Below are 17169 nucleotides of genomic sequence, written 5' to 3' on the forward strand. Positions count from 1 at the left end.
AGGACCTTGTGGACTACCGTGTCGTGATCAACGCCGACGAACAGTACTCTGTCTGGGCCGCGGAGGACGATCTGCCGGCCGGCTGGGTCGCCGAGGGCCACCGCGGCAGCCGGGACGACTGCCTCGACCACGTCGAGCGGGTCTGGACCGATCAGACGCCGGCCCGCACCCGGATCCGCGCCTGGCTGGCCGGTGCCGTCTCGCTGGCGTGCGACGAGCGGCTCACCCCGGGCGACGTCGCCACGGCCGGCTGCTCGTTCGTCGCCATGGGCGTGTCGTCGCTGGCGATCGTCCGCCTCGTCGACGCGATCGAGATGGAGTACGACGTGGCCGTCGACTTCACCCAGCAGGCACTGGAAAACCTGGACAGCCTGACCGATTTCATCGCGACCGAGCGGCTCCGCCGCCGCGTGGATTGCTGAACCGGTCCAGATCTGCCCGGCACATCGGGTGCGGTGAAACACGCCTGAGCCACCGCGTTCACCGCACCCGCGCGAGCAGCCGGCGAGCCTGCCGGACCACCGCCTCGTCCACCATCCGGCCGGCGTCGTCGAGCAGAACACCGTCGCCCGCGGCCGCCGCCTGCTCGAATCGCGCCACCAGCGCACCGGCCCGGTCGATCTCGTCCGGTGCCGGCGTGAACACGTCGTTGACCACGGTGACCTGGGCGGGATGGATACATGCCCGGCCGGCGAAACCGAGCCGCGCCAGCGCCCGCGTCGACGTGCGAAAACTGGCCAGGTCCCGGAAATCGGTGGACACCGGCCCGATGGGCGGCGCCAACCGGCATGCGGCGCTGACCAGCACGACGTGGCTGCGCACGTACAGCAGTTCCGGCTCCCCGTCGCCGGCCGGCAGCCCGATGTCGGCCCGAAGGTCGGCCTCACCGATCTGCAGCCGCTGAACCCGTGGTGCTCGGGCCAGGCCCGACGCGTGCAGGACCGCCTCGGCCGATTCCAGGATCGGGATCACCGCCACCTGGCCGGTTTGCAGCCCTGCGCCGGCCTCGGCATCGCGCAGCGCGGCGTCCAGCGCGACGAGGTCGGCGACCGACTGCGTCTTGGCAGGCATGACTCCGGCCAGACCTGGCCAGACGACAGCCGCGGCATCATCAAGGCCAGCCGCGCCGGAATTGAGCCGTACCCACACCTCGACATCTGTGCGTGGGGCGAGCGATCGAAGCCACGCGGCGACGGCCGCGCGAGCCGGGACCTTCGCGGCCGGGACGACCGCATCCTCCAGATCGACGATGATCGCGTCCGCGCCCCGGTCCAGCGCCTTGGCCAGCATCCGCGGCTGGTCGCCCGGCACATAGAGGTATGAGCGCGGTTCGGCGGTCGACGGCGTGGTCAACCGCTACTCCCCCGGCCCCGGCGGCGTGCCGATCGGGGTCCGCGCGGCGCGGGCGATCACGTCCAGCAGCGCGGTCAGGTCGGGCAGGTCGGCGAGTGCGTGCACGGTCGCGGCCATCTGCCTCGCGGCCGGTGAGTCACCCGTCAGACTCAGCAGCTTGGCCAGCATGGCCTGGTCGTCCAGCGGTGCGTCGGGCCCGCCACGGCTGCTGGCCACCTCGCCGGTGAGCTCGCGCCCGTTGCGCAGGCGCACCACGACGCGGCCGGCCGCGTCCGCGGCCACCGCGCGGGACGGTGCGAGCACCGTGCGGACCCGGGCGGCGAGCTCGGCGACCGCCGGCCGGCCGACCGAGGCGACGTCGTAGGTCCCGATCGAAACGGAGCCGTCGACCAGCAGCGCCGCGACACTCCACGGCAGGCTGAACTTGGCCCCGTACGGAGTTTGCGGATGTACCTTGTCGGCAGCGGGTTCGCAGACGATCGCGGCGCTGTCGGGGTGGACAAACGCGACGACCTCCGCGATCTCGGCGGTCCCGCCGGCGGCGCGCAGTTCGTCGAGCACGGTGGCGGCAGCGTCGAGTGTCGCGTGCGAGAGCTGACATGCCGGGTACGGCTTGATGGTGACTCGTGTGACTTCCCAGGTCTGGCCGAGCTCGCGCAGCACACGGGCGGGGTCGGCGGATCGGTCCGACAGCGCCGCCCACAGTCCCGCGGCGCCGTCGAGTACCGAGTCGGGCCCGGTGGCGCCCGCGGCGGCCAGCCGGGCGGCGAGGATGCCGGCGTGCGATGCGAGGCCGGGGTGCAGCTGCTTGGTGGAGGATCCGGTGTGCAGAAACTCCATCAGGCCGCCCGCGCTGCTGCCGGCGATGCCCATGGCATGCAGCGTCGTCGCGGCGTCCAACCCCATGAGCCGGGCGGCCACGGTCGTGGCACCGACCACGCCGGCCGCCTGAGTGGCATGGATGCCTCGCTGGTGGAAGCCGTAGGGCGTGGCAGCCGCTACCCGGCAGGTGACCTCGTAGCCCACCAATGCCGCGGTCAGCACCTGCGCGCCGGTCGCGCCGACCTGTTCGCCAACCGCCAACGCCGCCGGCAGTGTGACGGCGGTGGCGTGCACCAGCCCCTCGGCGTGAGTGTCGTCGAAGTCGAGGGCGTGCACCAGGGCGCCGGTGGCGAAGGCGGCGGCCGGGGCACCCAACCGCCGGCCGGTGCCCAGCAGGGTGGCTTCTGCCGGACCGCCGAGTCCGCCGGCCACCGTGAGGGCAGGTGCCGCCGCGCCCGTGCCGAGCGCGCCGAGCGCGACGGCCAGTCCGTCGAGGAGATGCCGGCAGGCTGCGTCCTGGGCGCTGGCGGGTACGTCCTGGAGGGTCAGCCTGACTGCCCAGTCGGCCAGATGCGCCGCAACGGTCGGTGGAGTGGAGTTCATCGGGCGGCAGCCTCCGGCTCGGCGTCGTCCGAGCGTGGCTCGCCACCGAACGCGGCGGCTCGGTCAAGCTCTCGTATCCGGGCCTCGTCGTAGCCGAGCAGGTCGCGCAGTAGCGCCTCGCCGTGCTCGCCGCGCAGCGGCGCTCGCTGGTAGCCCGCAGGCTGTTCCCCGACCCGTACCGGAGAGGCAACACTGCGGACCCGACCCAGAACGGGATGTTCGGTCTCGATGACGAGGCCGCGTGCCACGGTGTGCGGGTCGGTCAGCGCCTCGGCGACGTTCTGGATCGGCGCGGACGGCACCGAGGCCGCTTGCAGCAGCTCAACCCACTGTGCGACGGTCCGGGTGGCGAACACCTCGTCGAGGAGAGCGACGAGCTGATCGCGGTGCTGCCTGCGGGTGGCGAACGTGATGAAGCGGGGGTCGGTGACCAGTTCGGGCCGGCCGATGACGACGGCGAGTCGCTGCCAGAACTTCTCCTTCGCGCAACCGACGACGAGCCAACCGTCGGATGCCCGGAAGGCCTGGAAGGGCACCAGCGAAGGGTGCGCGGAATGCCTCGTCCGGGTTGGTGTGTAGCCGGCGGTGAGGTGCCATGTCGCGGGATAGGTGAGCAGCCCGATGGCGGCGTCATAGAGGCTGACGTCGCAGTCCATGCCGAGCCCGTCGCGGCGCGCGGCGTGCAGTCCGGCGAGCAATGCCATCGCGGCCACAAATCCTCCGGAGTAGTCCACTAGGGACAGTCCGGACTTCGTCGGTGGCCCGTCGGGCTCGCCGGTGAGGTCCATCCAGCCGGTGAGGCCTTGCAGGACGTAGTCGTAGCCCGGTTGGGCAGAGCGCGGCCCGGTCATCCCGAAGCCGGTGAGCGAGCAACACACGATCCGCGGGTTGAGATGCTTGAGATCGTCGTACCGGATCCGCATCTTGGCCGGCACGTCACCGCGCAGGTTGGAGTAGACGGCGTCGCTGACCCGCACGAGATCCTCGAAGACCGCGCGTCCCTCCGCTGTACCAAGATCCAGTGAGATGCTCTTCTTGCCGCGGTTGAACGTCTCGAAGAACAGCGAGTGCTCGTCCTCGGCATACGGCGGCACGTATCGCCCGATGTCGCCGCCGACCCGGGGATCCTCGATCTTGATCACTTCCGCACCGAGATCGGCCAGGTGCAGGCTGCCGAACGGGCCCGCGCCGTACTGCTCCAGAGACACGATCCGGACGTCCTCGAGTGGCTTCACCGCGCACCCCCGTTGTCTGCGATTGTCTCCGCGCCCCGGTGATATGAGGCGGCCCACCCCTCGTCGGTTTGCGGCCGGACTCCGTCCAGCGGCGCGGCGCCACGTCGGTAGACGTAGAACGTGCGCTCGAACGCGCACACCTGCACGCCGTCCTGGTTGATGGTCCGGGTGGCGACCGACACGACTCCCGCGTGCGGCCGGGTCGACGACGTCCGCTTCGACAGGACAACGGACTCCGACCAGAGTGTGTCACCCGCGAAGACGGGCGCGGTCAAGCGGATGTCGTTCCAGCCGAGATTCGCGAAGGCGTTCTGGGTGAGATCGGTGACGCTTTGCCCGACCGCGACGGCGAGGGTGAGCGTGGACACCACGAGGGGGCGACCGAACTCCGACCGGGCGGCGTAGGCGTCGTTGAAGTGCATCTGGTTCGTGTTCATGGTCAGCAACGTGAACCACGTGTTGTCGGCCTCGCTGATGGTGCGGCCCAACGGGTGCTGGTAAACGTCGCCGATCTCGAAGTCCTCGAAGAACCGGCCCTGCCACCCGGGTCTGATCGCCACCTCGTACCTCCTGCGTCGATGCTGCCGATCGTAAAAGGTCGGACTTTAATGGTCAAGCCATCATCCAAGCTCGGGAACATCAGTCTGAGGTGTTCGGTGCACGGACGGCACCGTTGGGTACCACGTCCCATTACACCAGGTGGAAGCCCATAATCTCGGCCCTTGAGCGCGGGAGTATGCGTGCACGCCGCGCACGACGGGGCCTGCACCCGGGCCCGCAGGGAGGCTTGTAGCAAAGACTCTGATGTTTTACGCTCAGAGCTCAGGGCCGCCCGCAGCATGAGAGCGGGAGGTGACGACACGCCTCCGGCGAACCACGCGCGTCCGACAGCGGGATTCAGAGCAGCCCTGGGCGCCGATCCGATCCGCGCCCTTGGAACCGGCTCCCGTCCTCGACGATGCGGCCTACCAGCGACTGCCAGCCTTTCGGATCCGCAAGGCATCCGACCGAGGAGATGGGCCACTCTTGATCAAGCTGGAAGCAACTGACGCGAAACGGCCGCCACGCATGTCAGGCGACATGGCGGACCCCATCTCCGATGTTTGCAACGGACCCGTAATCAGCAGTCCATCCGGTCCCGGTCACCGGGCCGTTATCGGCGGAAACCCCGAGGGTAGTGATGTTTGAGCTGAACGATGAGCAGCAGCAGTTCCGCGAGAATGTACGGCGCTTCGTGGAACGCGACATTCGTCCGGTGGCTCGGGACATGGAACAGGCCGGCAGCTACCCGGAGAAGATCGTCGAAACGATGAAGGACATGGGACTGTTCGGCATGACAGTCCCCACCCAGTTCGGCGGGCTGGGCCTCGACTCCGTCTCGCTGGCCGTGGTGTTCGAAGAGATCGCACGAGGTTGGATGGGAGTCGCCGGCATCCTCGGCAGTCACTCGGTAGGATGCCGCTTGGTGTCGATGTTCGGGACTGATGACCAGAAGCATCGATATCTGCCCACGCTTGCCACGGGAGAACGTCGAACCGGAATCGGACTCACCGAACCTGATGCCGGATCCGACCTCCAGGGGATCAGCACGCGAGCCCGCAAGGACGGCGACCACTACATCGTCACGGGACGCAAATCGTGGATCACAAATGCGCGGCACGCGGACCCGCTACCCGTGCTCGTCAAGACCGACCCCGAGGCAAACCCGCGGCATCGGGGGATGAGTGTGCTGCTGATCGACAGGGACACGCCCGGATTTGCGGTCGTGCGGGACCTCGGAAAGCTCGGCTACAAGGGACCCGAGACCTGCGAGCTGGTGCTTGACGAGGCCCGGGTCCCAGCGGACCGCCTCCTGGGTGGGACCGAAGGGCGCGGGCTGCAGCAGGTCTTGTCCGCGCTCGAAATCGGCCGCATCAACGTGGCCGCGCGCAGCGTCGGGGTTGCGCAGGCGGCACTTGACGCCGCCCGCGCCTACGCCAGGCAAAGACATGCATTCGGAAAGCCGATCGGCGCATTCCAGGCCATCCAGCTCAAGCTCGCGAACCTGGCGACGGACACGCAGGCCGCCCGGCTCCTGACCTGGTGGGCCGCAGACCGGCTGGACCGCGGCGAACGAGCCGACATTGAGACCGGGATGGCAAAGATGTTCGCGTCGGAGGTGGCTCTTCGATCCTCCCTCGAATCCATGCGAATTCATGGAGCATACGGCTACTCCACGGAGTACGACGTCGAGCGGCTCTACCGGGACGCTCCCTTGATGGCGATCGGCGAGGGCACGAACGACATTCTGCGAATGGTCATCGCCCGCGGTTTGGAATCACGCGAGCAGTGAATCTCTGACGGAAAGGAACACTGTCGATGCAAGGGGTCCGGCGAGTAGTTACGGGCGTCAACGAAGCAGGGGCGTCGATCGTTGTCGAGGACGGTATTCCGCCGAACGTTGTCGCACCCGGCGGGGGCACAGGCTACGCCTGGACGGACGTCTGGATCACGGACAGCGTCAGCTCCCCCGCCGAGGGTGGTGACCACGCTCCCAACTCGATGTCCCTGGAGCCTCCTCGGGGCGGCATTACGTGGAAAGTCATCGTGCTTCCCCCCGAGAGCGCACTGAAAGACATGGACTGGCCGGCGTTCCAGGCAGAAATGCGCGAGCGCGCCCCGCTCATGTCCGGCACCGGGCAGCACGACCGCAACCGACCCGGGTTTCATCGGACCGACACGATCGACTTCGTCGTCATCGTCAGCGGGGAGCTGGTCCTTGAACTTGAGGATGGTGAGGTCCGGGTCGGACCTGGTGATTGTGTCGTCCAGCGTGGCACCTGGCACGCATGGCACAATCGCGGTTCAGTGCCTTGTGTCATGTCCGCCGTGCTGCTGAGCACGCCGGAATAGAACAACTGGCGTTCTCGTCGTTGTGGAATCCTGGCCAGTGACAACGATGCCCAGCAAGGCATCCGCCGCACTGGCCAGCCCCACCCGGCCCAGATCCCGATTCGCCCGAGGTCTGCCTTCTGGTTGCTCACGCGTGCTGTCCTCCGGCGTCCTGGGTGGCGAGGAACGTGCTTCCGCGATGGCCGCCGCGATCTGTAGTGGTGTCAGCTCGTCGCCGGCCAGGTCGATCGCGCGCGATCCACTCCTGCGGCTCGGCGAAGGCGAGCGTGGCGAAGACGCCGACGTCGTCGACGGCCATGATCTGCTGTGGGACGTCGGCGTCGAACGCGGCGGCCAGGGTTCCGTTGTGTAGATGGTATCCGCCGGTGTAGTTCTCCATGAACGAGACCGGCCGCAGGATCGTCGCTGGCAGGTCGAGCCTCGCGAGGTGCTGTTCGATTCGCCATTTGCTCACGAGGTTCTGCGGCAGCTTTTCGCTGTCGTGACGGCCGGCGCCGGCGACCGAGGTGAAGACGATGTGGGCGACGCCTGCGGCGTGCGTCGCCTCGGCGACGTTGATGCCCCAGCGGACCTCGTCGTCGGCGGTGAAACCCGGTGCGGTGCCGGGGGAGCCGACCGTGGGCTGAACGCTGAACACGCCGTACGCGCCCTCCGCTGCGGCGATCAGGGAGGCGACGTCCGCCATCTCGGCGCGGACGATCCGAGCTCCGACGTCAGCCAGAGCCCGCGCCGACGCGCTGTCCGGATTGCGGGTGAGAGCCCGTACCGGCCAGCCCTTGTTGAGCAGATGCTTCGTCACGGCGCGGCCCTGCAAGCCAGTCGCCCCCACCACAACAATGGTTTTGTCCGCCGTATCCACGAGGACGCCCACCGGGCCCGTACCGGCAACGGACCCGCCGTCGCAGCGGTCCTACGCAACACCGCGATCGGGTTCCACCGCAGCAACGGCGAGACCAACATCGCCAGAGCCACCCGCCGCGCCAACCGCCGCCCCAACGACCTCATCACCACCGTGACCAGCAGCTACCCCACTACGCAATGACCCTGGTCGAGGAATGCTGCCAACAGGTCGAGGGACAGGCCGGCTTGGATGAATATCAGGTCCGTGACTGGCGGGCCTGGTATGCCCACATCACGTTGTCGATGGCCGCCTACACATGGCTCTTCGTCGCCGGAACCCCGACCACAAAAGGGGAACCAGAACCACCGACAACATGAGGATCGGCTACCCGGTTCGTCCGCCGCCACCAGCCCAAACACACCTAGTGGTGGTCACGCTGACGACGAGCCAATACCGAGATCGCCTCAGCCACCACAAACACCGAGTCTTCACACTCAGATAAGTGCCGTCGCAGTATTGAGAGGTGTTCCCGCGGCTGTATCGACCCAACCGTGGTGCCCGTCCTGGCCGACATTCGCACGGTAGTCGGGTGCCGCCCGCGAGCAGCGCCACCGTCGACATCCAGATCAAATAAGGACCGAACTCTCAATAGGCGAATCAAGATTGAGTGAGGCCACAAGCGGCTCCGAACTGCAAGGCATTGAGATTTTCGTCTCCGCCGACAGGGTTTCTGCCCGACGCGGAGACACCAACTCTATGCTTGCCACCGGAATACCTGCGGACCGATCGGGCCGAGGGAAAGCGCCAATACAAGGATTTGCGAATGCGCCGGAAATCTGCTCTGAACAATGGCACTGCTGGCGTCAGCAAAGTAATGCCGAGCAGCGAAGCGCCAACCTCTAACGCAGAGGACGTCGCGCGCCGATCCGCGGTTGCCGAGGAACAAGAGTTTCTCGACTTGGCCACGGCCCGGCGCGACCGGCTTGTCGACCACCTACAGGCCGAGCTTTCGTCAGACGCCCTGGACGCGTTGGAACGGGCGCGGCTGCGCATGCTCCGCCAGCAGTACGAGGAGCTACGGCGAGCACAGGAAGGGCTGGTCTTCGGCCGCCTCGACGGTCTTGATGGCACCGTGCGGCACGTAGGCCGTGTCGGTCTCCGCAACGACGACGAGGACAGTGAGCCGCTGCTGCTGGACTGGCGCGCTCCCGCAGCTCGGCCGTTTTACACCGCGACGGCTGTCGACCCGCAAGGTCAAGCACGGCGCCGTCACATACGCACGACGGGACCGGCCGTTGTCGGCGTGGACGACGAGCCACTGGATGGGACCATGACGACGGAACTCGTCGGTGAAGGCGCTCTGCTGGCCGCCTTGGACCAGCGGCGCACCGGTCGCATGTCGACGGCGATCTCCACGCTGCAACGCGAACAGGACGACATCATCCGGGCGGAGGCGACCGGCCCGCTGATCGTTCAGGGCGGTCCCGGCACCGGCAAGACCGTGGTTGCCCTGCATCGCGTCGCCTACCTGCTGTTCACCCGCCCAAAGATGGCCGACCAAGCGGTCCTGGTCCTCGGCCCCTCCCCGCGGTTCCTCCAGTACATTGCCCAGGTGCTGCCCGCGCTCGGTGAGACCGCCGTCGTCTCGGCGACCTGCGACACTCTGCTGCCCGAAATCCGCGTGGGCCGCGACGAGAGCCGGCTTCTCGCCGAAATCAAGGGCCGCGCCCTCTGGCAACCCGCGCTCGAAAACTACGTCACGTCGCTGCTCCCCCGGCCCCGCGAGCTGAAACTGCGCTGGGAGGGCGAGTTCTACGCCATCACAGCCGCAACAGTGGCACAGGCGCTCGCCTCGGTGCAGGGACGCCCGTACCACCGCGCCCGCCAGGCGTTCGCCGAGCAGCTGCACCACATCCTCGCCGAAGCCGTCGTCGAGCAGCGCGAGGCGCTGATGAACGAGATGGAGGAGGGCTTCGAGGACATCCTCGCCCGCGTCGACAGGAGCATGCAGCATGACCACCATCTCGGCGGGGGGTCCACCGGCAGTGACGTCGACGGATTGCTCTCCGAGGAAGAGATAGAAGATCTTCGTTATCGTATCGCAGAGAACGCGACCATCGCCCGGTTCGTCGAGGCATGGTGGCCCACCCTCGACGCCGAAACTCTACTGTGTGATCTCCTGACCGACTGCACCCTGCTAGCCCGCTTTGCTCCCCAGTTGTCCACGGAGGAGATCACCGCCGTCTCGGCCGAGCCCTCGCTGTGGGCATCGAGCGACATCCCCCTGCTCGACGCCCTCGCCGACCTGCTAGGCGAGGTCGAAGCCCCGCAACCACAGGGCGAGTTCGTCGCCGACCACGCTCGCCGGCAGCGCGGCTGGGTGTACGGCCACGTCGTCATCGACGAGGCGCAAGAGCTGTCCGAGATGCAGTGGCAAATGGTCCTACGGCGTTGTCCCAGTCGCTCCATCACCGCGGTCGGCGACATCGATCAGGCGGAGGCAGCGCACCGGCACACCAGCTGGGCACAAGCGGTGCAGGCAGCTTTCGGAGAACGCTGGGCCGCTGCGGAACTGACCATCTGTTACCGGACCCCGCGTGAGGTTATGGACCTCACCGAACCCGTCTTGAGGCAAGCCGGTAGCCACAACGCCCCGCCACGGGCGGTACGCTCCTCCGGCATCGCCCCCTGGGTGCTCACGATCACGCCCGCGGAGCTTGCCGGCGCCGCCGCCCAAGCTGTGCGACAGCTGCAGGAACGGTGGCATGGCGGTACGGTTGGCGTCATAGCCCCCGCCGACCGCATCGCCGAACTCCTAGCCGTGCTGAGCGATGTGTCGGTGCTCACCGCGGCCCAGTCCAAGGGACTGGAATGGGATGCAGCGCTACTCATCGACCCCCAGGGCATCGCCGCTGAACCGCGCGGCTGGAACGGCCTTTACGTCGCGCTCACCCGATGCACCCAGGAACTCGGACAGCTGGTTCTCACGTAGCAATCGCCACATTCATTGACAAAGTCTCCGAGTGTTGGGCGCACCCTCGACCGGCTGGGGCAAGCCAGGACGCCAACTGCGTAGCCGAGCCTCATCCTGATCCCTCACCGTTTTCGGTGGCGGCCGACGTGTCCGGCACCGGCACGTTCGGATAGTGGCACGCGACAAAATGCCGGTCAGCAACCTTTCGGAAGACGGGCTCCTCTTCCGCGCACCGCGCCTGAGCCTGCGGACACCTCGTCCGGAACCGGCAACCGCTCGGCGGCGCGATAGGTGACGGCGCCTCGGCGGGCGCGGTCTGGCTGCGCCGCGCGACGACATCCGGATCGGCGATCGGCACAGCATCCAGAAGCGTCTTGGTGTACGGATGCGCTGCTCGCGTGGTGATCGTGTCCGCTGGGGCGATCTCGCACAGCTTGCCGAGATACATCACGGCGACCCGGTCGCTGATGCTCTTGACGACGGCCACGTCGTGCGCGATGAACATCATGCTCAGTTGATGCTTCTGCTTCATGTCCTCGAGCAGATTGAGGATCTGCGCCTGCACCGACACGTCGAGAGCGGAGACCGGCTCGTCGCACACCAGCAGGCTCGGCTCCATAATCAACGCCCGCGCGATCCCGATACGCTGGCACTGCCCGCCAGAGAACTCATGCGGCCGCCGGCCGCCGACCACCGCCGGATCGAGGCCGACCTGCTCGAGAAGCTCGTCGACCCGCTCGTCCGAATTCCGGTCGCCGGGCCTCCAGATGGACAGCGGCTCGCGCACGATGTCCCGCACCCGCCGGCGCGGATTGAGCGCCGACAGCGGGTCCTGGAATATCATTTGGATGTGCGTTCGCGCCTGGCGCATCTGTTGCTTCGGGAGCGTCGTGAGGTCGACACCGTTCATGACCACCGATCCGGACGTCGGCGCCGGAAGTTGCAGCACCGCACGGCCGGTCGTCGACTTGCCGCAACCAGACTCGCCGACGAAACCCAAGGTTTCGCCACGGGCGATGTCGAAGGAGATTCCGGAGACCGCGTGGACTTTCTTCCCGCGACCCGTGGCATATTCAACGACCAGGTCCTCGACCCGCAGCAGAACGTCCTGGTCCTGCAGATGCGCCTTGCCTGTGCCAGCCATCATGCCTCCAACTTCGACATCGACGCCATGCTGGTGCCACTCGCCGTCACCCCGTTGGAAAAGTTCCGTTCCAGCGCTTCGGCTCCCTGACCAGTGCCGACCGGATACCAGCACGCGTACTCGTGATCGGGCCGCTCGGCCGCGACCAGAGGGGGTTCCTCCACCAGGCAGCGTTCTTGCGCGTACGGGCACCGGGGACTGAACCGGCAGCCCGGGCCCGGGTTGGTGAGCACGGGTGGCCGGCCGGGGATGGTGAACAGACGCGAATGGCTCGGGGCGGTCAGGCTCGGCACGCTGAGCATCAACGCCTGCGTATAGGGCATGCGCGTGTTGTGGAACAGCTCCTTGGTCGGTGCGTTCTCCACGATCTTTCCGCCGTACATCACGGCAATCTGATCGGTCCGACCCGCGACTACCCCAAGGTCGTGCGTAACGAGGATCATCGCCATTCGACGCTGCTCCTGCTGGCTGTCCAGGAGGTCGAGGATCTGCGCCTGCACCGTGACATCCAGCGCCGTCGTCGGCTCGTCGGCCAGCAACAGCCGCGGATTGGCCGCCAACGCGATCGCGATCGTGACCCGTTGCCGCATCCCGCCGGAGAGCTGATGCGGGTAGTCGTGGATGCGCCGAGCCGGCTCGGGGATGCCGACGCTGCGCAGCAGTTCCACAGATCGTTCCCGGGCCGCGGAGCGACTCATCCCCAGATGGAGTTTGAGCACTTCGGTGAGCTGCCGGCCGACCGTAACGACCGGGTTGAGCGACGTCATCGGATTCTGGAAGACCATCGCCAGGTCCTTGCCCCAGTAGTCCCGCATCTTCCGCTTGGGCAGGTTGCCGATGCTGACGCCGTCGAAGAAGATCGAGCCACCCGGATTCAGCCGGTTGCGCGAGGGCAACAGCCCGAGAATCGACCGCGACAACACCGTCTTGCCGGATCCGGACTCGCCGACCAGGCCGAGCGTTCTGCCTGCCTGCAGGCGAAGTGACACACCGTCCACGGCGCGGACCGCCCCGGAAGCCGAGCTGAACCAGGTCTTCCAGTCGTCGATCACCAGAATCGGGTCGGCGTCCGTCTCCGCCGGGCGACGCCCACCGGCGTGCGCAGTCGTGGTCATATCGTGGTCTCCCGCACGTCACTCTCCTCGCGGAGCCGATCACCGATGAGATTGAACGACAGCACCGTGAGGAACATGAACGCACTCGGGATGAATGAGACCCACGGCGCCTGCCTCAGCGAATCGCGGCCCTCGGCGATCATCATGCCCCAGCTCGACGCGGGTGGTGGGACACCGACCCCGAGGAAACTCAGCGAACCCTCGGCGATGATGAGGATCCCGACCACCAGGAACGCGTATGCGGCGACCGCCGGCAGGATGTTCGGCACGATTTCCCGCGCCAGAATCCGCCGGTTGGACGCGCCCAGCGACCGGGCCGCCACGATGAACTCGCGCTTGGTGTAGACAAGCGTGTTCGCCCGCGTGAGACGCACGAATGCCGGGACCCCGAGTAGTCCGAGACCCACAATCAGGTTCTGCACGCTGGAGCCGAGCGTCGCCATCAGCGCCAGCAGGAGTACGAGGGCGGGAACGGCCATCATGGCGTCGGTGGCCGCCACGATCAACCGCTCCGTGGTGCCGCGGAAGTACCCCGCGAGCATGCCGAGCGTCCCGCCGACGACCAGACCGATCGTCACCGCGCCGAGCGTGATGATCAGCGAGATCCGAGCGCCGAACACCGCCCTGGCCAGGAGATCCCGACCGAGCCCATCCGTGCCCAGGAGGTGGCCCGGGCTGCCGGGGGCTACCGCGACCGACCGGTAGTCCTGGGCCGCGGGATCCGCGATCGGCAGCAGAGGCGCGACAATCGCGCCGAGTACGACGAGTCCGAGCCAGGCTGCGCTGCACCAGAAGAGCACACCGAGACCGCGTCGACGGGCCCGTCGGGAGCCGCTGCCGGCGTTCTCCTTGGCCGTGAGCTCGGCGGAGCCTGGTGCGGGGACTTTGGAGACGTCGGGCTGGGTGGTCATTGTGGAGGCTCCCTCGTTCATGCGCCCTGATACCGAACTCGCGGGTCGATGAATCCATAGGCCAGATCAACGAGAGAGTTGATCAAGATGTAAGCCGCCGCGACGAAGATGACCGTTCCCTGCAACATGATGAAGTCCCGCTGGACGATCGACTGGACCATCAGTTGGCCGATACCCGGCGCCGCGAAAAGCACCTCCACGATGACCGATCCGCCGATCAGCCGGCCGGTGTTCATTCCGGCCAGGGTGATGAGCGAGAACGACGACGGCCGCAGTGCATGGCGGAACAGGATGTACGGGGTGGACAGGCCCTTCGACTGGGCCATGGTGACGAAGTCCTCCTGCAGCGTCGCGGTCATGTCGCTGCGCAGCAGACGTTGATACACGGCCATCACCGGAAGCGCCATCGTCAGCGCTGGCAACAGCGCGTGGCTCAGGTTCTCGATCGGCGACTCGGTGAAGGGCACCCAGCCGGTGGGCGGAAACAGGCCGAGGCCGAGCGCCAGGTAGTACATGAGCAGCACACCCAGCACGAACTCCGGGACCGACACCAGGCCGAACGCGGCACCGGTGGTGAGCCGGTCGAAGCGGCTCCGGGCCCGGTACGCGGCGAACGTGCCGAGCGGGATCGCCAGCGCGAGCGCGACGAGCTGAGCCAGAAGCAGGAGTTCCAAGGTGACGGGCAGCCTGTTGGCGATCTCTTCGACCACCGGGGCTCCGGTCCGGTAGGACCGTCCCAGGTCGAACTGGAGCGCATCGCCGAGCCAGTTCGCGTATCGGACCAGGAAGGGATCGTCCAGCGCCAGGTCCGCGCGCACCGCGGCGATCGTCTCGGGTGTCGCCTGCTCGCCTAGGATCGCCACGGCGGGGTCGCCCGGGAGCAGCTCCTGCAACGAATACACCGCGAGCGAAACGATGAACAGCGTGATGAGGGCCGTGGCAAGTTTCGTCAATCGGGAACGCATTGAGCACTCCTCCGCGTTTGGGGTCTACGCGCCCGAGGCGTCTGCGCGATCCTCCATCTTTCGTGTTGCACAGTAAGATGGAGCGTGTCACTGAGTAATACAGTTGGTTGAGTGTAACGACGGTGTCTAACGAGGTCAAGGGCGTTGTCGCCCATGAGGTCGCGCACAAGGAAGGGACACGGATGTCGAGTGTCAAGCGGATCCAGGCGGTGCAAAACGCGTGCCAGGTCTTCGAAGCTGTCGCCGCCCTTGCGCCGGTCGGCGTCAGCGAACTCGCGCGTGAGACGGGGCTCGACAAGAGCGGTGTGCACCGCATCGCGGTGACGCTGCACGAAGCCGGTTGGCTGCAACCAACCGCTGATCGGCCGACCCGCTGGCTGTTGGGCAGCAAAATCCTCGAGATCGCGCGTTCGGCCGCGCTCACCCAGACGATCGAGCGAGCACGCGGGGCTATCCGAGCGCTCAGTGACAGCACCGGCGAAACCGTGCTCCTGGTCGCGGCACAGGGCGGCAGACTCGTCGTCGTCGACGTCGCCGACAGCGCGGCGACGGTCGCGAGTATGGCCCGCATCGGTGACGTCATGCCCCCGCACGGAGCGAGCACATCCGCCTGGTACGGTGCGCTTCCCGTTGGGGCGACGAGCGCCGCCGTCGTCGCGCCCGCCGACGAACTCGATGCCGAGATGATCGCCGCGGCACGACGTCGCGGGTACGCGGTCTCCAGCGCCCGAGACGTCACCAGCATCGGCGCCGCCGTGCTCGACGCCTCGGGAACGCCGAGTGCCGTCCTGGTCGTCCTCACGCCCGACTTCCGGATCTCCGCCCGCCGGGTAAGCCAGTTCGGGAAGCTCGTGCGCGCCGCCGCCGAGAGCATCTCCGGCGGCTGACACGCCAACAGGCCGGCGCTGGCGGGTCGGCGTCATCGGGTCTGCTCCGTCCCGAACGCGGCACCGGACGGCCGGCGCCGCAGTAGCATCGCCACGCCGAACGTGGTCAGCGTCAGCGCGAACACCACCAGCCCACCGGCCAGCCCGAGGAAGCCGGCGACGAATCCCAGCAGAAGCGCGCCCACGGGAACCAGACCGCCCCAGGCCACGACGTACAGGCTCATCACCCGCCCCCGGCTCCCTTCCGCTACTGCCGACTGAAGAATCACGTTCAGCCTCGTCATGATCGAGAAATTCAACCCGGCCGCGAGTACCGCCAGGGCGAGGAGAAGGACGAAATTGGTCGTGATCGCCATCGCGGCCACCGCGACCGACGTGACGACCATCTGGGCCGCGACCTGCCGCACCCGGGGAACGGTCTTTCCAGAACTCGCCGCCAGAGCGCCCACGACCGCGCCTAATCCGGTCGCGCCGACCAGCAGCGTGAACTCCGTGTCTCCCCCGCCGAGCACGTCGTAGGCGAACACGGGCAGCTGCGCAACGTAGGTGGTGCCGAACATGGAGGTCACCGCGACCATGACCAACACTTGGAGCGCGGGCGGTCGTTCCCGCACATGTGCCAGTCCCTGCCGGATGCGGCGCCACGTCCGTTCCCCACCCTTGAGCAACGGCTGCGGGGCCAATCGAAGCCGCCGGATGATCGTGGCGGCGAGCAGACTCGTCGCGGCGTACACCGCGAACACCGGAGCGGCACCCCACACCACGAGAAGTGGGGTGGCCAGGACGGGGCCGACCACTCTGGCGACGTTCAGACTCGCCGACTGCAAGCCGACCGCACTCGCCAGATCAGCCGGTGGCACCGCACCCGCCACGATCGCCTGAGCCGACGGCGCACCGATCGCCAGGAGGGTTCCGAGGCCGAAGGCGAAGCCGTAGATCAACGGCAGCTGCACCGCGCCACCGGAGAGCGCGAGGTAGCCGGCCAGAACCGCACACATCACGCTGATCGCGGCCTGGCTGTACGCCACGACCTTCGCCCGCCGATACCGGTCGGCCACCACACCCGCCCAGGGCGCGATGAGGAACAGCGGGATCAGGTTGAAGAAGTACAGGAACCCCAGCTCCAGCGACCCGTTGTGAGCAATTCGCGCGGTGAGCCATTGCAACGAAACAGAGGCCATCCAGAAGCCGAGTTGCGTCACACAGAAGCTCAACCAGAACCCGAGGAACGGCGGGTGCCGCAGGCTTCGCAGCCGCCCACGGCTGGGCAACAGAGATCTGATCGGAGGCGGCCGGTCGCCCGGCCGCCCGTCGCCGGACGCCTCAGCGCTTTCCATCGCGGTCAGCCGTCGGTCGGTCGCGCCCGGCCGAACTCACCGGGTATGCGTGCATCGCCGGGGGCGTCGGCCGAGCGGCGACGCCGCGCA

At 67.5% G+C, this 17169-nt stretch carries 16 protein-coding genes and 1 pseudogene; 7 read left to right on the plus strand and 10 right to left on the minus strand.

The genetic code is table 11. The annotated features are described in order from the left end of the window. Window positions 1–8: 8 nt before the first annotated feature. The gene (locus Dfulv_RS48960; RefSeq protein ID WP_406567852.1) at window positions 9–422 is read left to right on the plus strand and encodes an MbtH family NRPS accessory protein; all 414 of its coding nucleotides are present in this window, start codon (window positions 9–11) and stop codon (window positions 420–422) included. A gap of 58 nt (window positions 423–480) precedes the next feature. On the opposite strand, the gene Dfulv_RS34295 is transcribed toward Dfulv_RS48960, so the two are convergent. From Dfulv_RS34295 to Dfulv_RS34310, 4 genes are all read right to left on the minus strand, one after another. Continuing rightward, window positions 481–1290 carry an HpcH/HpaI aldolase/citrate lyase family protein gene (locus Dfulv_RS34295; protein WP_259857963.1) on the minus strand — a complete coding sequence of 270 codons (810 nt, stop codon included), beginning with the start codon at window positions 1288–1290 and terminating at the stop codon, window positions 481–483. A 66-nt stretch (window positions 1291–1356) separates the two neighbouring features. Next, on the minus strand, window positions 1357–2778 hold the full coding sequence (locus Dfulv_RS34300) for an MmgE/PrpD family protein (protein ID WP_259857964.1): 1422 nt from the start codon (window positions 2776–2778) through the stop codon (window positions 1357–1359). Next, window positions 2775–4013, minus strand: a complete 1239-nt coding sequence (locus Dfulv_RS34305) for a CaiB/BaiF CoA transferase family protein (protein ID WP_259857965.1) — start codon at window positions 4011–4013, stop codon at window positions 2775–2777. The genes Dfulv_RS34300 and Dfulv_RS34305 overlap by 4 nt, the downstream gene beginning before the upstream one ends. Continuing rightward, on the minus strand, window positions 4010–4573 hold the full coding sequence (locus Dfulv_RS34310; RefSeq protein ID WP_259857966.1) for a MaoC family dehydratase: 564 nt from the start codon (window positions 4571–4573) through the stop codon (window positions 4010–4012). Before Dfulv_RS34310 ends, Dfulv_RS34305 begins: the two co-directional genes overlap by 4 nt. A 620-nt stretch (window positions 4574–5193) precedes the next feature. Between Dfulv_RS34310 and Dfulv_RS34315 the strand changes: the two genes are divergently transcribed. Together Dfulv_RS34315 and Dfulv_RS34320 are read left to right on the plus strand one after the other, a co-directional pair. Next, window positions 5194–6345, plus strand: a complete 1152-nt coding sequence (locus Dfulv_RS34315) for an acyl-CoA dehydrogenase family protein (RefSeq protein WP_259857967.1) — start codon at window positions 5194–5196, stop codon at window positions 6343–6345. Window positions 6346–6554: 209 nt separating this feature from the next. Continuing rightward, window positions 6555–6905 carry a cupin domain-containing protein gene (locus tag Dfulv_RS34320; RefSeq protein WP_259857968.1) on the plus strand — a complete coding sequence of 117 codons (351 nt, stop codon included), beginning with the start codon at window positions 6555–6557 and terminating at the stop codon, window positions 6903–6905. A 127-nt stretch (window positions 6906–7032) separates the two neighbouring features. Here Dfulv_RS34320 and Dfulv_RS34325 read toward each other — a convergent pair whose 3' ends face one another. Beyond that, window positions 7033–7704, minus strand: a complete 672-nt coding sequence (locus Dfulv_RS34325) for an NmrA family NAD(P)-binding protein (RefSeq protein ID WP_259857969.1) — start codon at window positions 7702–7704, stop codon at window positions 7033–7035. On the opposite strand from Dfulv_RS34325, the gene Dfulv_RS34330 reads away from it, so the two are divergent. From Dfulv_RS34330 to Dfulv_RS34340, 3 genes and pseudogenes are all read left to right on the plus strand, one after another. After that, a complete protein-coding gene (locus Dfulv_RS34330; RefSeq protein WP_259857970.1) occupies window positions 7693–7947 on the plus strand; it encodes a hypothetical protein in 255 nt (84 codons plus the stop codon). The genes Dfulv_RS34325 and Dfulv_RS34330 overlap by 12 nt on opposite strands. Before the next feature lie 5 nt (window positions 7948–7952). Beyond that, window positions 7953–8123 (plus strand): annotated as a pseudogene (locus Dfulv_RS34335) (IS701 family transposase); the annotation flags it as partial. A gap of 446 nt (window positions 8124–8569) precedes the next feature. Further along, entirely contained in the window at window positions 8570–10738 is a 2169-nt protein-coding gene (locus tag Dfulv_RS34340; RefSeq protein WP_259857971.1) for a HelD family protein, read from the plus strand. 91 nt (window positions 10739–10829) lie between these two features. Here the strand turns inward: Dfulv_RS34340 and Dfulv_RS34345 are convergent, their stop codons facing one another. The 4 genes from Dfulv_RS34345 to Dfulv_RS34360 are packed head-to-tail and all read right to left on the minus strand — an operon-like array spanning window position 10830 to window position 14855. Then, window positions 10830–11867: an ABC transporter ATP-binding protein gene (locus Dfulv_RS34345; RefSeq protein WP_259857972.1), complete on the minus strand. Its 1038-nt coding sequence runs from the start codon at window positions 11865–11867 to the stop codon at window positions 10830–10832. Further along, window positions 11864–12979 (minus strand): ABC transporter ATP-binding protein, encoded by a 1116-nt coding sequence (locus Dfulv_RS34350; protein WP_259857973.1) that lies wholly within the window; start codon window positions 12977–12979, stop codon window positions 11864–11866. Before Dfulv_RS34350 ends, Dfulv_RS34345 begins: the two co-directional genes overlap by 4 nt. Then, on the minus strand, window positions 12976–13890 hold the full coding sequence (locus tag Dfulv_RS34355; protein ID WP_259857974.1) for an ABC transporter permease: 915 nt from the start codon (window positions 13888–13890) through the stop codon (window positions 12976–12978). The genes Dfulv_RS34350 and Dfulv_RS34355 overlap by 4 nt, the downstream gene beginning before the upstream one ends. Before the next feature lie 17 nt (window positions 13891–13907). Then, entirely contained in the window at window positions 13908–14855 is a 948-nt protein-coding gene (locus tag Dfulv_RS34360) for an ABC transporter permease (protein WP_259857975.1), read from the minus strand. 122 nt (window positions 14856–14977) lie between these two features. On the opposite strand from Dfulv_RS34360, the gene Dfulv_RS34365 reads away from it, so the two are divergent. After that, window positions 14978–15742, plus strand: a complete 765-nt coding sequence (locus Dfulv_RS34365; protein ID WP_259857976.1) for an IclR family transcriptional regulator — start codon at window positions 14978–14980, stop codon at window positions 15740–15742. A gap of 32 nt (window positions 15743–15774) precedes the next feature. Here Dfulv_RS34365 and Dfulv_RS34370 read toward each other — a convergent pair whose 3' ends face one another. Further along, complete coding sequence (locus Dfulv_RS34370) at window positions 15775–16944, minus strand: MFS transporter (protein ID WP_259857977.1); 1170 nt, start codon at window positions 16942–16944, stop codon at window positions 15775–15777. Window positions 16945–17169 lie beyond the last annotated feature (225 nt).

The organism is Dactylosporangium fulvum (genome assembly GCF_025137375.1).
GTDB classification, from domain to species: domain Bacteria; phylum Actinomycetota; class Actinomycetes; order Mycobacteriales; family Micromonosporaceae; genus Dactylosporangium; species Dactylosporangium fulvum.

What these genes read in the sequence shown, in the direction of transcription:
- Dfulv_RS34295 (WP_259857963.1), bottom strand. Translation starts at nt 1,290, where the DNA reads ATGCTGGCCAAGGCGCTGGACCGGGGCGCGGACGCGATCATCGTCGAT.
- Dfulv_RS34300 (WP_259857964.1), bottom strand. Translation starts at nt 2,778, where the DNA reads ATGAACTCCACTCCACCGACCGTTGCGGCGCATCTGGCCGACTGGGCA.
- Dfulv_RS34315 (WP_259857967.1), top strand. Translation starts at nt 5,194, where the DNA reads ATGTTTGAGCTGAACGATGAGCAGCAGCAGTTCCGCGAGAATGTACGG.
- Dfulv_RS34320 (WP_259857968.1), top strand. Translation starts at nt 6,555, where the DNA reads ATGTCCCTGGAGCCTCCTCGGGGCGGCATTACGTGGAAAGTCATCGTG.
- Dfulv_RS34330 (WP_259857970.1), top strand. Translation starts at nt 7,693, where the DNA reads ATGCTTCGTCACGGCGCGGCCCTGCAAGCCAGTCGCCCCCACCACAAC.
- Dfulv_RS34340 (WP_259857971.1), top strand. Translation starts at nt 8,570, where the DNA reads ATGCGCCGGAAATCTGCTCTGAACAATGGCACTGCTGGCGTCAGCAAA.
- Dfulv_RS34345 (WP_259857972.1), bottom strand. Translation starts at nt 11,867, where the DNA reads ATGATGGCTGGCACAGGCAAGGCGCATCTGCAGGACCAGGACGTTCTG.
- Dfulv_RS34350 (WP_259857973.1), bottom strand. Translation starts at nt 12,979, where the DNA reads ATGACCACGACTGCGCACGCCGGTGGGCGTCGCCCGGCGGAGACGGAC.
- Dfulv_RS34355 (WP_259857974.1), bottom strand. Translation starts at nt 13,890, where the DNA reads ATGACCACCCAGCCCGACGTCTCCAAAGTCCCCGCACCAGGCTCCGCC.
- Dfulv_RS34360 (WP_259857975.1), bottom strand. Translation starts at nt 14,855, where the DNA reads ATGCGTTCCCGATTGACGAAACTTGCCACGGCCCTCATCACGCTGTTC.